Below are 14,603 nucleotides of genomic sequence, written 5' to 3' on the forward strand. Positions count from 1 at the left end.
CTGGTGGCCTGCATGCGAAAGCTATTGATCATTCTCAATGCGCGTGTGCGCGACGAGCTATCTGCGCTGGCGGCCGTCTAAACGCTTGTTTCGGCGTGAGGGGCAAGACAGTTGCTCTCCCCCGCGCAAGCGCGGGGGAGAGGGAGTCCGGGCGCTGTCGCGACACGCCGCCGCTCGAATCTCGAATCTCGAATCTCGAATCTCGAATCTCGAATCTCGAATCTCGAATCTCGAAGCCTCAAGCCCGAAACCTGAAGATCGAGGCTCGAATCCAGTAGAGCCTCGAATCCCGGCTCCTATTCCCCCGCATCCTTCAACGCGATCGCGTTGACGCCCGCCTCCGACAACCCGGCCTTGGCGGTCTCGACGTCGCTGGCGCTGCTGTAGGGGCCTACGCGCACGCGGTGCCAGGTCTTGCCGTTGACGTTGACCGACTGCACGCGGGCGACGAAGCCGGACAGGGCGAGCTTGGCCTTGAGTTCCTCGGCGGCCTTGGGGTCCGGGTAGGAACCGGCCTGCAGTACGTAGCGCGCGCCGCCGGCGGCGACGGCGGGTTCCGGCGGCGGCGGGGTGCCGGTCGCGGCTGGGTTCTGCGCGGCGGACTGCTGGCGCTGCTGTTCGGCGCGGGCCTTGGCGCTGAGTTCGGCGTCGGGGATGACGACTTCCATTTCCGGCAGCACCGAATAGAAATCGTAGTTCTTGCGCGGCGCGGTGGCGGACTTCCTGGCTTCGTCCGCCACGGCCGGCTCGCTGGGCTTGGCCGCGGTGGCCTGCGGATTGGGCTGCGGCGAGTTGGACTTGCGCAGGGTCGGCGCCCAGCCCTGCAGCAATAGCAGGGTGGCTATGCCCAGACCGAGCAGTACGCCCAGCGCCAGCCACACCCAGGCCGGCCACGCGGCCGCGCCAGGGCTGCCGTTGCGGGTTGCTTGCTTGCGCTTGGCGGCCATCGTCTATTCCTTGCTCACATGCTTTGCGGCGCGCTGACGCCGAGCAGATCCAGGCCGTTGGCCACCACCGTGCGCACGGCCTGGGCCAGTGCGTAGCGGGCGTCGCGCAGGTCGGCGTCGTCGACCAGGATATGGTTGTTGTCGTACCAGGTATGGAAGATCGCGGACAGCTCGGTCAGGTAGGTCGCGATCACATGCGGCTCCAGGTTGGTCGCCGCCAGCTCCACCACTTCGGGGAAGCGCGCGAGGGCGACCATGAGGTCCTGGTCGAACACCGTGTCCAGCCGCTCAAGCTTGGCCAGGCCGTTGTTCGCGTCCCAGCTCCAGCCCTTCTCGGCGAAGCGGTCGGCGACACGGCAGATGCGCGCATGGGTGTACTGCACGTAGTACACCGGATTCTCGCGCGTGGCCGAGCGCGCCAGGTCGATATCGAACGTCAGCTGCGAATCCGCCTTGCGCGCGGCCAGGAACCAGCGCGTCGCGTCGCGGCCGACTTCGTCGATCAGGTCGCGCAGCGTGACGTAGCTGCCGGCACGCTTGGACAGCTTCACTTCCTCGCCGCCGCGCATCACCGTGACCATCTGGTGCAGCACGTATTCCGGCCAGCCCTTGGGGATGCCGATGTCCAGCGCCTGCAGGCCGGCGCGCACGCGCGTCACGGTGGAGTGGTGGTCGGCGCCCTGCTCGTTGATGACGCGGCCGAAACCGCGCTGCCACTTGGTCACGTGGTAGGCGATATCGGGCAGGAAATAGGTATAGCCGCCCTGCGCCTTGCGCATGACGCGGTCCTTGTCGTCGCCGAAGTCCGTGGTCTTGAGCCACAGCGCGCCATCCTGCTCGTAGGTATGGCCGGCGGCGATCAGCGCCTGCACCGTGTCCTCGACCTTGCCGTCGGTGTAGAGCGAGGATTCGAGGTAGTACACGTCGAATTCCACGCCAAAGGCGCGCAGGTCCAGGTCCTGCTCGCGCCGCAGCGCAGCCACGGCGAAGCGGCGGATGGCGTCGAGGTCTTCGACATCCTTGGCGCCGGTGACGTCGTGGCCGTCGGAATGCACGGTCTCGCCGGCGAGATAGGCCTGGGCCACATCGGCGATGTAGTCGCCGCGGTAGCCGTCCTCGGGCCAGCCTTCGCTGCCGGGCGCCACGCCCTTGGCGCGGGCCTGGGTGGACACGGCCAGGTTGGCGATCTGCTGGCCGGCGTCGTTGTAGTAGAACTCGCGCGTCACGTCCCAGCCGGTGGCCTGCAGCAGGCGCGCCAGGCAGTCGCCGACGGCGGCGCCGCGGCCATGGCCCACGTGCAGCGGGCCGGTCGGGTTGGCCGAGACGAATTCGATCTGCGCCTTGCGCCCGCCGCCGCTGTCGTTGCGGCCGTAGGCGGCGCCCAGCTCCAGCACGCTGCGCACCTGGGCCCGGTAGGCGGCGGGGCTGAGGAAGAAATTGATGAAGCCCGGGCCGGCGATCTCCACCTTGGCGACCTGGCTGGATTCCGGCAGTGCGGCGACCAGGGCCTGGGCCAGGTCGCGCGGCTTCTGGCCGGCGGCCTTGGACAGCAGCAGGGCGGCATTGGCGGCGAAATCGCCATGCTCCTTGTTGCGCGTGCGCTCGATCACGAACGCGGTGGGCACGTCGGCGGGCACGCTGCCATTGCGCTGCAGCGCTGCCAGCGCCTGCAGCAGCTGGTCGCGGAGGAAGTCTTTCACGGGGGAGCCGGAACAGGGAAAGGCCGTCGATTGTAGTCGGGCCGCGGCGCCGGCCCAAGCCAACACCGGGTTTCCCGCCTGATGCGTTGCAACAATTCGTTAATCACCGGCCGCTTGGCGCCGCTTGCTCGCAGGAAATGCAAAAGCCGGCAGCAAACGCTTGAGCGGATTCCCGATCTGGCCGCTGTCCACAGGCTTGTGGATAAGTTTGTGGGCAATCGTCCGGACTTTGCGCCCGGGCTGTATTTGGTGGGGCGAAAATTTTTCCCGGCGCCGCGCAAGAGTTCAGCTTTGTCAAACAGTTAGCGCGGTTTACGGACGTGCTTCGCAGTTTTGCAGGCGGGCTCGGCCGGCCCGGCAGCGCATGTGCATAACCTTGTAAATACCGCTTGACTACGGCTGCAGGCGGCGCCGCTGCTGACTTCCGGCTGACTCACCGCAGTCACGCAAGCGCAATCCGCACTGCCTAGGCTGCGCGCCGACAACCGTCCCCACGAACGCGCCGGCGCTCCCCGCCCGACAGCCGCAGCCAGTAGCCTCCGCGCCGCCGGCCCGGCGCGGCTCGGACCGTGCCGGCACCGCTGCCGGAATGCCCATGTACTGCACACGCCTGCCCCTGCGCCGCACCCTCCTGTCCGTCTTCCTCGCCGCCAGCCTGGCCCAGCCGCTGCTGGCCGCCGAACCCGCCGCCAGCGCCACGGCGCAGCGCCAGGGCCTGATCCGCGGCCGCGTGCTCGGTCCGGACCAGCGGCCGGTTGCCGGCGCCAAGGTCACCGTGCAGGGCATGTCTGAGGCGGTGCAGAACATTTCCCAGGACCTGCTCGGCGACGCCGACGGCCGCTTCCAGGCCAGCGTGCCGGCCGGCGAATTCGGCCTCACCGCCCAGGCCGAGGGCTTCGACCTGCTGATCCAGGACGGCTTCGTGGTCAAGGCCGGCGCCGAAACCCCGGCCACGCTGGTGCTGGGTTCCGCCGCCGCGCTGGTCGCGCCGCTGGCGCAGGACAGCAACGCCGGCGAAGGCGCCCAGACCCTGGGCGGCGTGAACGTGCGCGGCAGCTACCAGCGCGGTGGCCAAGCGCTGTATCTGGACGAGAAGCGCGCCGCGCCGGTGGTGGCCGAAACCCTGGGCGCGGAACAGATCGCCCGCACCGGCGACTCCGACGCCGCCACCACGCTCAAGCGCGTCACCGGCCTGACCCTGGTCGATGGCCGCTTCGTCTACGTGCGCGGCCTGGGCGAGCGCTATTCCAGCGTCAGCCTCAACGGCGCGCAGATTCCCAGCCCCGATCCGACCCGCCGCGTCGTGCCGCTGGACCTGTTCCCCACCGACCTGCTCGACGGCGTGGTGGTGCAGAAGGGCTATACGCCGGACATGCCCGGCGAATTCGGCGGCGGCTCGGTGCTGCTGCGCACGCGCGATGTGCCGAACAAATTCTTCTTCCGCATCAACGGCACCCTGGGCTACCAGCAGGGCACCAGCTTCGACGACGGCTATACCTACGACGGCGGCGGCAGCGACTGGACCGGCCATGACAACGGCGCGCGCGCGCTGCCCGGCTCGCTGGCCGGCGCTACTGCCGGCGGCACCGTGCTGCGGCCGCAGACGCCGCTCAATCCCGGCGGCGCCACGCCGGCCGAGCTGGAACGCTACGGCGAGGACGTCGCCGCCGCTGGTTACGGCGTGCAGCGCGAAACGCTGGCGCCGGACATGGGCGTATCGGCGGCGGTCGGCAACCGCTGGGAGCTGGGCGGGGAATCCAGGCTCGGCTTCATCGCTGCGCTGCGCTACAACCAGGGCTGGGACCGCAATGAGGAAGTGCGCCGCACCTTCCAGGCGTCCTCGGCCGGACTGGAGCTGGCCGACCGCCTGCAGGTCGACGACACGCACCGCAATGTGGACTTTTCTGCTTTTCTCAATATCGGCTACGAGCTGAACCGGCAGCACCGCTTCAGCGCCACCAGCGTGCTGCTGCGCCAGACCGAGGACCGCACCAAGCTGTCCGACGGCGTGCAGGACGAACAGGCCGCGCTGTTCACCGAACTGCGCTGGACCGAGAACCAGCTGTTCGCGCAGCAGTTCGGCGGCAACCACCTGTTCCCCGCCGCCCACGACCTTTCGCTGGACTGGCAGTACACCTGGGCCCGCGCCACGCGCAAGGAACCCGACACGCGCCGCTACCGCTACGACCGCGACAGCGACGGCTCGCTCGCCTTCTCGCAGCGCTCGGACTCCAACCAGCAGAGCTGGGCCGAGCTGGACGACCACCAGCGCGGCCTCAACGTGAAGGGCAAGCTGCCCTTCGATTTCGGCGGCAACACCCTGGACGTCAGCTTCGGCGGCGAGCGCGTGGAACGCAACCGCGACGCCAGCCTGCGCAGTTTCTCGTTCAACGCAATCGGTCCGCTCGCGCGCGACCCTGCGCTGCTGGGCCGGCCCATCAACGACGTACTGAGCCCGGACCACATCGGCCCCGACGGCTTCGTGCTGACCGAATCCACCCTGCCCACCGACAATTATTTCGCGCGCCAGGACCTGACCGGCCTGTTCCTCGGCATCGATGCCAACATTGCGCAGAAGTACCGTATTGCACTGGGCGCGCGGCGGGAGAAGAACGACCAGGCGGTGACCACCTTCGCCCTGTCTAACCCGGAAGCGCCGCCCGTAGTCGCCGGCGAGGACACCCGCTCCACCCTGCCCGCCGCCGCGTTCACCTGGGCCTACAGCGACGATGCGCAGCTGCGCCTGAGCTATGCCAAGACCCTGTCGCGGCCGGATTTCCGCGAGCTGTCGCCGGCGCCGTACCTGGATCCGCTGCTGGACGTGCAGGTGATCGGCAACCCCGACCTGGTCTCGGCCGGCATCCGCAACTACGACCTGCGCTGGGAATACTATTTCTCGCCGGTGGAAAGCCTCTCCATCGGCTACTTCCTCAAGGAATTCGAGGATCCGATCGAGAAAACCCGCCTGCCCGGCTCCGGCGTGCTGCTGAGCCTGGACAACGCCCAGTCCGCGCGCAACTACGGCATTGAACTGGATGTGAGCAAGGGCCTGGAATTCGTCGCCGACTGGCCGGGCTTCCGCTCCGTGCACGGCGACTGGGCCAACTGGAGCGTCGGCTTCAACTACGCGCGGATCAAGTCCAGCATCCAGCTCGATCCGCTGGACGCGAGCTTCCAGACCAATCTCAACCGCCCCATGCAGGGCCAGTCGCCGTACGTGGCCAACCTGCAGCTGGGCCATCACAGCGGCGACGGCAGCCGCGAAGCCACCTTGCTGTACAACGTCTCCGGCCGCCGCATCGCCGCGGTCGGCGTGGCCGGCCAGCCGGACATCTACGAGGAAGCATTCCGCCAGCTTGATTTCCAGTACCGCCGCGAATTGGGCGAGGACTGGTCGTTCAAGCTGCGCCTGCGCAACCTGCTCGATCCGGCGGTGCGCTATACGCAGGGTGCGGAGACCACGCGCGAATACAGGAAGGGCCGTTCGCTGCTGCTGACCCTGGAGTGGAAGCCGCAGTAAGACGCCAACCCCGCCAGCAACTGCAGACAAGGCAACAGTGCGGCAGCGCACGCGAGTTCCGCGGCGCTGCCGCTGTCGTTTTTTGCGCCAGCCGCGCCCGCTGCCGCCAAAGCGTCACAGACCCGAATAAAGACCGTCACCTCCCTCGGCTAAGTTCTCCCGGCTACCGCGCCGCAGGGCGTCTCCGCCAAGCAAACCGAGGGTTGAAATGATGCGTGTCAACAAGCTGAAACTGAGCGCCCTGGGCGGCGCGCTGGCCGCCGCGCTGATCGCGGCTCCGACCGTGAATGCGGCCGTGCGCTTCTCCGAAGCCACCGACGGCCTGTATTCCGACGCCGTGCGCAACCGCGGCTGGGTGGTCGATTTCATTCCGCGCTCCACCGGCGGCGGCACGCTGTACCTGTACGGCGCGGCCTATGACGAAGCCGGCAAGCAGATCTGGCTGACCACGAACTTCGAGATCGGCGAATTCCAGTACAAGAAGACCGACGTTCCCTTCGCCATGACCGCCGGCGGCCGCTTCGGCGAGAACTGGCCCAACCCCATCGACATCAAGCTGTCGGGCAAGATGGACGTGGAACTGATGAGCTGCGGCGAGCTGAAAATCGCGATCCGCCCGGACGCCGCGACCGGCCTGCCCAACTCCAGCCAGACCCTCATCGCCAGTGCCGATTTCTCCGCCTCGCTGGGCAATGACGCGATCAACCAGAAGTGCGTGCAGAAGCGCAAGTTCACCGCCTGCCCGGCCGGCTCCACCCTGGTTGCCGACCGCACCTGCCAGCTCACCGGCACCATCGCCACCAACATGACCCTGACCAACGAGACCACCTGGGTGCTCAAGGGCCTGGTCAAGGTCGGCGCCGACAACAGCAACAAGGTCAAGCTCACCATCGAGCCGGGCACCCTCATCACGGGTTCGGGCCAGGCCGCCGACTATCTCTATGTCGAGCCGGGTTCGCAGATCTTCGCCCAGGGCACGCCGGGCGCGCCCATCATCTTCACCAGCCCGGCCGACGGCACAGGTTCCACCACGCCGGCGCCGGGCGACTGGGGCGGCATCGTGGTCTCCGGCAATGCGCCGAACAACAAATGCCTGGCCGCGCCGTTCGACTGCCGCAGCGAATTCGATCCCAACCTGCGCTACGGCGGCGACAAGCCGCGTGAAAGCTCGGGCGTGATCCAGTACGTGCAGTCGCGCTACGCCGGCTACATCTTCCAGACCGGCCGCGAGGTGAACTCCTTCACCTTCCAGTCCGTCGGCGACGGCACCGTGGTCGACCATATCCAGGCCTACCGCGGCAAGGACGACGGCATCGAATTCTTCGGCGGCAACGTCAACGTCAAGCACGCCGTCATCACCGAAGCGGGCGACGACGGCCTGGACTGGGACGAAGGCTACAGCGGCAACATCCAGTACGTGCTGCTGCAGCACGGCACCGGCCTGGGCGAAGACAACGGCATCGAAGCCTCCAACCAGAACGCCAACCAGGACGCCACCCCGCGCGCCACCCCGACCGTATCCAACCTGACCCTGCTGGGCAACGGCAACGGCGGCTACGGTGTGTACTTCAAGGAAGGCACCGGCGGCCGCATCAAGAACTCGCTGTTCGCCGGCTTCAAGAAGGGCTGCCTGTACCTGACCAACGGCCCGACCTTCGCCGCCGCCGGCACGCCGGCCGCGCTGACCGGCACGCTGACCATGGACCACAACCTGGTCTCCTGCGACGCGCTGAACTTCGCCCAGGCCGCCGACGCGCCCTGGACCGCCGAACAGTTCTACAACGCCCAGGCCGGCAACAAGACCGGCAACGCGCTGCTGCAGGGCTTCCTGCCGCAGAACGGCTCGCCGCTGCTCGACGGCGGCCTGGCTCCGACCGCCAACTGGTTCCAGCCGGGTGAATACATCGGCGCGTTCCGCAACGCCGGCGACGACTGGACCCTGGGCTGGACCCACAACGTCAAGCGCTGAGTTTCACGGATGATCCGGCACAGGGAAGTGCCGCAGGGAAGCCGCTAGTGCAGTACGGCCCGGCGTGCGGGATGCGCACGGCGCGCCGCGGTGCAGGGAAGCGCCGATCTTTTTCTGGCAGGGCGCGGGCAACCGCGCCTTGTTTTTTGAAGCGGAGACGCGGGCAATCGCGCCCTGCTTTCTGCTGGCGCAAGCACGGAAAACCAGCCTTCTTTCCGGAAGCAAAAGCACAGGGGCAATAGCACCCGGCTTTTTCAGGCGCAACTGCGCGCAGCCGTCCCCTTGTTTTTCCCGCGCAGCGCCTGGCTCAGTGCAGGCTGAGACCGGAATCCGGCACCGCGAGATCCGCCGCCGCCGCATCGAGCAGGATGCAGCCCAGCCGCTGCAGCGAAGGCGCCGCGCCATAGCGCGCGGCCAGCTGCGCCAGCGCCGTATCCAGCTGTGCCGGATCGACCGGCCAGGCCTGAGCCAGCAGCCGCGCCGCGGCCTGTACGCGCGGCTGGGCGACGCTGACCACGACCAGGCCCAGCCCACGCGCCTCGTGCGCATACAACTGCGCCGGTGGCAGCGCCGGATCGGCCTCGGCGATGGCCTGCAACGGCAGGCCGGCATAGCCCGCGTCATCCTCGAAACGCAGCGGCAGGCCGTGGGCGGCGAGCAGGGCGGCGCACTGGCGCAGCTCGAACAGCCAGCCCGCGTAGGCGTGCGCGCGTTCGGCCGCAGCCAGCGCATGGCCGTGGGCGGCGAGCCAGTCGGCATAGACCGGCAGCGCGCAATACACAGCGCCGTCGGCATAACGCAGGCTGCGTCCGCGCGAAGTCAGCGCGCTGCCGCCGCGCTCGGGCGAGAGCAGCGCCAGTTCAAGCATTTGCCACAAGGCGGAAAAGCCCGCATGTTCCATCTGTACGCACGTCAGTGCGCAGACATCGTGGCGGGTGAGGTAGCGCGCATGTTCCAGGCGCATGCCCAGGGTGCGCATGAGGAAGTCGGCGGTGCGCGAACCGGCCTCGCCGCGGGCGACGAAATCGCGCTCCATGCGCTGGCCGAGCTGCTGCACCAGGGCCTCGGCGCCGCTGAGCATCCACGGCAGCAGCAGCATCGCGCCGCCGCCCAGGCCCGCTTCCGGCGCCAGCACCGGCGTGGGCATCGCCCCCGCATGACTGCCGAACGCGATCACGCGGCGCTCGCCGCTGTCCTGCAGGGCCGGATTGGGCTGGGACAGCTGGGCCAGCTCGGCGTACAGCGGCCAGCCCGGGCGCAGCAGCTGGGCGTGGTCGTAGAGCGCGCCGAGCACGATCAGGTCGACCGCCTCGGCGCCGGGGCCGGCGGGGCCGGCCGGCAGCAGGCGGGCCAGGTCGGCGGCGATATGCGCGGCCAGTTCGGCCGCCTCGTCGCGGCTCAGGCTCAGGCGCGCCGGCGCGCCGCCTTGGGAAAGCTCCAGCGCAAGCACGCCGGGACTGTGCAGGATTTCGGTCATGGAATCAGGCTGTTCGCCGGCGGAAGGCGTGCGCGGAGGGCCGGCGAGTGTAGCATTCGCGTTCCGCCGCCCATTGCCGCAGGTTTCGTGATCGCCAGGCTTCGCACCCAGATTTCCGATGCCTGGCAATACTTCCTGGCGCCGGCGCTGGCGGCCCTGCTGCCCTGGCGCCTGGGCTACCGCTGGCTGCGCTGGCTGAGCCGGCGCGAAGGCGGCGCCTTCGACGAGCCGGCCCGGGCTGCGGTCGCGGTCGCGCCGCAGCACCTGGAACTGGCCGATACCGCCGCGTTCGCCGCGAACGTGCGCCTGAACTGCCTGCTGGACGTAGCCGACCTGTATCTGTCGCTGCGCCGGCCGCGCCTCGGCGCCCTCCCATGGCATGTGCAGCAGGTCGGGCAGTGGCCCCGCGACACCAACTTCGTCGCCGCCAGCTTCCACCACGGCAACGGCCACTGGGTGTTCAAGAGCCTGGCCCGCGCCGGCTTCAATTCCACCTTCATTTCCGCGCGCTGGCAGCGCGCCGACTACGCCGGCGTGCCGCTGCGCTACTGGTACGGCCGCCTGCGCGGCGCGGATATCGAACGCCTGGGCGGCCGCCCGGTGGTGTTCCGCCCGCGCGCCCGCGCGCAGCTGGCCCAGGTGCTGGCCGAGCGCGCCGTCGTGGTCAGCCTGTTCGACATCCCGCCGCGGCTGGCGCCGCGCGGCCAGCGCCCGGTGCGGCTGCTGGACCGCGACGTGTGCTTTCCTGACGGCGCGCTGGAACTGGCCCGGGCCGCCGGCCTGCCGGTAGTGCCGTACTGGATGGAATTCGACCTGGCCAGCGGCGTGCGCCGCCTGGTCATAGGCCAGCCGCTGGACCCGGCCGATCCGGCCACCCTGCAGGCCCTGGCCGATGTGCTGGACCGCGCCCTGCGCCAGACGCCTTCGGCCTGGTTCTTCTGGCCCGAGTGGCCGCGCTGGCTGCAAGACGCCCCCGCCGCACTGCAACAAGCCGCCGCACCCGGCGACGACGAGTAAGCCGCCGGCCTCCATACGCCCCGGCTCCGACCCTGCGGATCCCGAATCCCACTGCCGAATCCGGGCCCCGAGCCCAGTTGTCCGGACCTGCCCCACTCATGGCACCATGCCGCGGCAGTTAAACTTTGCGATTCCCCACGCTCGCCCAACGGGTTCTGCCCATGTCCGTGCCAGCCATACAGCCAGCCGCCGCGATCGACCGCGACTACAGCCTCGAACACAAGTACACACGTAGCGAAGGCCGCATCTATCTCTCCGGCGTACAGGCCCTGGTGCGCCTGCCGCTGATGCAGCAGATGCGCGACCGCGCTGCCGGCCTGAATACCGCCGGCTTCATTTCCGGCTACCGCGGCTCGCCGCTGGGCGGCTTCGACCTGGAGCTGTGGAAGGCGAAGAAGCACCTGAAGTCGTCCAACATCGAATTCACGCCGGGCCTGAACGAGGATCTGGGCGCGACCATGGTGTGGGGCTCGCAGCAGGCCAACCTGTTCCCAGGCGCGAAATACGACGGCGTGTTCGCCATGTGGTACGGCAAGGGCCCGGGCGTGGACCGCTGCGGCGACGTGTTCAAGCACGGCAACGCCGCCGGCACCTCCAGGCACGGCGGCGTGCTGGCCCTGGCCGCCGACGACCACGCCTGCCGTTCCTCCACATTGCCGCATGGTTCCGAACTGGAATTTGTATCGGCGATGATGCCGGTGCTCAATCCCGCCGGCGTGCAGGACATTCTCGACATGGGCATGCTGGGCTGGGCCATGTCCCGCTTCACCGGGCGCTGGGTCGGCTTCAAGACCATCGCCGAGACGGTGGAATCCTCGGCCTCGGTCAACGTCAATCCGCACCAGCTCGATATCGTCATCCCCGAGGATTTCATCCTGCCCGCGGGCGGCCTCAGCATCCGCTGGCCGGATCCGCCGCTGGAACAGGAAATGCGCCTGCACCAGTACGCCGTGCAGGCCGCCGTGGCCTTCGCCCGCGCCAACCGCATCGACCGCACCGTGATGGATTCGCCCAAGGCGCGCCTGGGCATTGTCACCACCGGCAAGAGTTATCTCGACGTGCTGCAGGCGCTGGAATACCTGGGCATAGGCGAGCGCGAGGCGGCCGATATCGGCCTGCGCGTGTACAAGGTCGGCATGACCTGGCCGCTGGAGCCCATCGGCATCCGCGAATTCGCCCGCGGCCTCGAAGACATCATCGTGGTCGAGGAAAAGCGCTCCTTCATCGAATCGCAGATGAAGGAACACATGTACAACTGGGATCATCACACGCGGCCTTCCATCGTCGGCAAGTACGATGAGGAGGACAACTGGATCCTGCCGTCGACGAATGAACTGACGCCGGCGCGCATCGCCCGCGTCATCGCCAAGCGGCTCGCGCGCTTCTTCACCTCGGAAACCATCGAGAACCGCCTCGCCTTCCTCGCCGCCAAGGAAAAGGAACTGGCCCTGCCGCGCGCCAGCTTCCCCCGCGCCGCGCACTACTGCTCGGGCTGTCCGCACAACACCTCCACCGTGGTGCCGGAAGGCTCGCGCGGCCTGGGCGGCATCGGTTGCCACTACATGGTGACCTGGATGGACCGCCGCACCGAAACCTTCACCCAAATGGGCGGCGAAGGCACCACCTGGTGCGGCCAGGCGCCGTTCACCGAGACCAGGCACGTCTTCCAGAATCTCGGCGACGGCACCTATTTCCATTCCGGCTCGCTGGCCATACGCCAGGCCATCGCGGCCAAGGTCAACATCACCTACAAGATCCTCTACAACGATGCCGTGGCCATGACCGGCGGCCAGCCGGTGGACGGCACGCTGACCGTGCCCGACATCGCGCACCAGGTGCGCGCCGAAGGCGTGAAGACCATCGTGCTGCTGTCCGACGACATCGCCAAGTGGACGCGGCCGGAGATCTTCCCCGAGGGCGTGGAATTCCTCGACCGCAGCGAGCTGGACGCGGTGCAGAAACGCCTGCGCGAGACGCCCGGCGTCACCGTCATCATCTACGACCAGACCTGCGCCACCGAGAAGCGCCGCCGGCGCAAGCGCGGCAAGATGGAAGATCCGAAGAAGCGCGTCTTCATCAACACCCAGGTGTGCGAAGGCTGCGGCGACTGCGGCAAGAAGTCGTTCTGCGTCTCGGTGCTGCCCAAGGAAACCGAGTTCGGGCGCAAGCGCGAGATCGACCAGAGCAACTGCAACAAGGACTATTCCTGCGTGAAGGGCTTCTGCCCCAGCTTCGTCACCGTGCACGGCGGCGGGCTGAAGAAGCGCAAGGGCGTGGGCAAGGTCGACTTCGACGCGCTGCCGCAGCCGACCTTCGCCAGCGATCTGGCGCAGCCGTGGAACATCCTCGTCACCGGCATCGGCGGCACCGGCGTAGTCACCATCGGCGCCCTCGTCGGCATGGCCGCCCATCTCGAAGGCAAGGGCGCGACCGTGCTGGACCAGACCGGCCTGGCGCAGAAGGGCGGCGCGGTCACTTGCCACCTGCGCATCGCGCGCGCGCCGGCCGATATCCACGCCGTGCGCATCGCCGCGGGCGAGGCCGACCTGGTGCTGGGCTGCGACATGGTCGTGGTCAACGACTACTGGGCGCTGTCCAAGATCCGCGCCGGTCGCACGCATGCGGTGCTGAACACCTACGAAGCCATGCCCGGCACCTTCACCACGCGCCCGGACATGCAGTTCCCGTCGGCCCAGATCATAGACGCGGTCAAGATCGCGCTCGGCGCCGAGGCGCCCGAACTGGTCGACGCCACGGGCCTCGCCACCACCCTGCTCGGCGACTCCATCATGGGCAACCTGTTCATGCTGGGCTACGCCTGGCAGAAGGGCTGGGTGCCGCTGAGCCTGGATGCGCTGATCCGCGCCATCGAACTCAACGGCGCGGCGATCGAACAGAACCGCGCCGCGTTCAACTGGGGCCGCCTGGCCGCGCACGATGCCAAGGCCGTGCTCGCCGCCGCCGGCAAGGACGACAGCCAGCCCGGAGTGCCTGATGCACTGGCCCTGGGCGGCGACAGCCTGCTCGACGACCGCAAGATCTCGCCTGACCTGGACACCGTCATCGCCCGCCGCGTCGCCTTCCTGACCGAATACCAGGATGCGGCCTACGCGCAGAAATACCGCGCCCTGGTCGACAAGGTGCGCGCCGCCGAGACGGCCCAGGCCGCCGGCAGCCACGCCCTGACCGAGGCCGTGGCGCGCTACGCCTTCAAGCTCATGGCCTACAAGGACGAGTACGAAGTCGCCCGCCTCTACACCCGGCCGCAGTTCCTGCAGCAGATCGCCGAGACCTTCGACGGCGACTACAAGCTGCACTTCCACCTGGCCCCGCCGCTGCTGGCGCGGCGCGACAGCGAAGGCCATCTGGTCAAGCGTGAATACGGTTCCTGGATGCTGGGTGCGTTCAAGCTGCTGGCCAAGTTCAAGGGCCTGCGCGGCGGCGCGCTGGATATCTTCGGCAAGACCGCCGAGCGGCGCATGGAACGGCAATGGATCGCCGACTACTTCGCCGCCGTCGACGAACTGCTGCGCACGCTGAACGCGGACAACCGCAGCCTCGCCGTCGACATCGCCAGCGTGCCCGAGCAGATCCGCGGCTACGGCCACGTCAAGGAAGCGCACGAGGCCAAGGCCAGGGAGCACTGGAACGCGTTGCTGGCGACCTGGCGCAATCCCAAGGCCGTGGCGGTCAAGCTGGTCGCCTGAGCCGCGTGTCGATCCGCCCGCACGGCGCGCGCCGTGCGGGCGCAAGAACGCAAGCGCTCCGCCGCCGCGCGCTGCGAACGTGAGGCCGTCGCAGCAGACCGCTGCGTCCGCGCAGCACTTACACACCTCGATCCGCACCCGGCTTTGTGGCAATTGCGCTTTATCCGGCGCGTGGATTTGTCTACCGGGCCGGCGCGGAAGATCGCCGGTCCGCTGCGGCCCCGCCGGACACCAGCCGAGGCGAAGCCTGCGGGCCAGATGCCAGC

7 protein-coding genes are annotated in these 14,603 nt (G+C 68.5%); 4 read left to right on the forward strand and 3 right to left on the reverse strand.

What is annotated here, in order from left to right:
* Positions 1-296: 296 nt before the first annotated feature.
* Positions 297-947 (reverse strand): SPOR domain-containing protein, encoded by a 651-nt coding sequence (locus NM961_RS13550; protein WP_255914932.1) that lies wholly within the window; start codon positions 945-947, stop codon positions 297-299.
* Positions 948-961: 14 nt separating this feature from the next.
* Complete coding sequence (gene argS, locus NM961_RS13555) at positions 962-2,647, reverse strand: arginine--tRNA ligase (RefSeq protein ID WP_255914933.1); 1,686 nt, start codon at positions 2,645-2,647, stop codon at positions 962-964.
* 595 nt (positions 2,648-3,242) lie between these two features.
* Between argS and NM961_RS13560 the strand changes: the two genes are divergently transcribed.
* Positions 3,243-6,167, forward strand: a complete 2,925-nt coding sequence (locus NM961_RS13560; protein WP_255914934.1) for a TonB-dependent receptor — start codon at positions 3,243-3,245, stop codon at positions 6,165-6,167.
* Positions 6,168-6,375: 208 nt separating this feature from the next.
* Positions 6,376-8,136, forward strand: coding sequence for a beta-helix domain-containing protein (locus tag NM961_RS13565; RefSeq protein WP_255914935.1), 1,761 nt, complete (start codon positions 6,376-6,378; stop codon positions 8,134-8,136).
* A 307-nt stretch (positions 8,137-8,443) separates the two neighbouring features.
* On the opposite strand, the gene NM961_RS13570 is transcribed toward NM961_RS13565, so the two are convergent.
* Positions 8,444-9,613, reverse strand: a complete 1,170-nt coding sequence (locus NM961_RS13570; RefSeq protein ID WP_255914936.1) for a hypothetical protein — start codon at positions 9,611-9,613, stop codon at positions 8,444-8,446.
* Positions 9,614-9,700: 87 nt separating this feature from the next.
* Here NM961_RS13570 and NM961_RS13575 point away from each other — a divergent pair, with 87 nt between their 5' ends.
* Together NM961_RS13575 and NM961_RS13580 are read left to right on the forward strand one after the other, a co-directional pair.
* A complete protein-coding gene (locus NM961_RS13575; RefSeq protein ID WP_255914937.1) occupies positions 9,701-10,630 on the forward strand; it encodes a lysophospholipid acyltransferase family protein in 930 nt (309 codons plus the stop codon).
* 155 nt (positions 10,631-10,785) lie between these two features.
* A complete protein-coding gene (locus tag NM961_RS13580) occupies positions 10,786-14,337 on the forward strand; it encodes an indolepyruvate ferredoxin oxidoreductase family protein (RefSeq protein WP_439334218.1) in 3,552 nt (1,183 codons plus the stop codon).
* Positions 14,338-14,603 lie beyond the last annotated feature (266 nt).

This window comes from Tahibacter harae, assembly GCF_024437735.1.
Classification (GTDB): domain Bacteria; phylum Pseudomonadota; class Gammaproteobacteria; order Xanthomonadales; family Rhodanobacteraceae; genus Tahibacter; species Tahibacter harae.

What these genes read in the sequence shown, in the direction of transcription:
- NM961_RS13565 (WP_255914935.1), top strand. Translation starts at nt 6,376, where the DNA reads ATGATGCGTGTCAACAAGCTGAAACTGAGCGCCCTGGGCGGCGCGCTG.
- NM961_RS13570 (WP_255914936.1), bottom strand. Translation starts at nt 9,613, where the DNA reads ATGACCGAAATCCTGCACAGTCCCGGCGTGCTTGCGCTGGAGCTTTCC.
- NM961_RS13560 (WP_255914934.1), top strand. Translation starts at nt 3,243, where the DNA reads ATGTACTGCACACGCCTGCCCCTGCGCCGCACCCTCCTGTCCGTCTTC.
- NM961_RS13550 (WP_255914932.1), bottom strand. Translation starts at nt 947, where the DNA reads ATGGCCGCCAAGCGCAAGCAAGCAACCCGCAACGGCAGCCCTGGCGCG.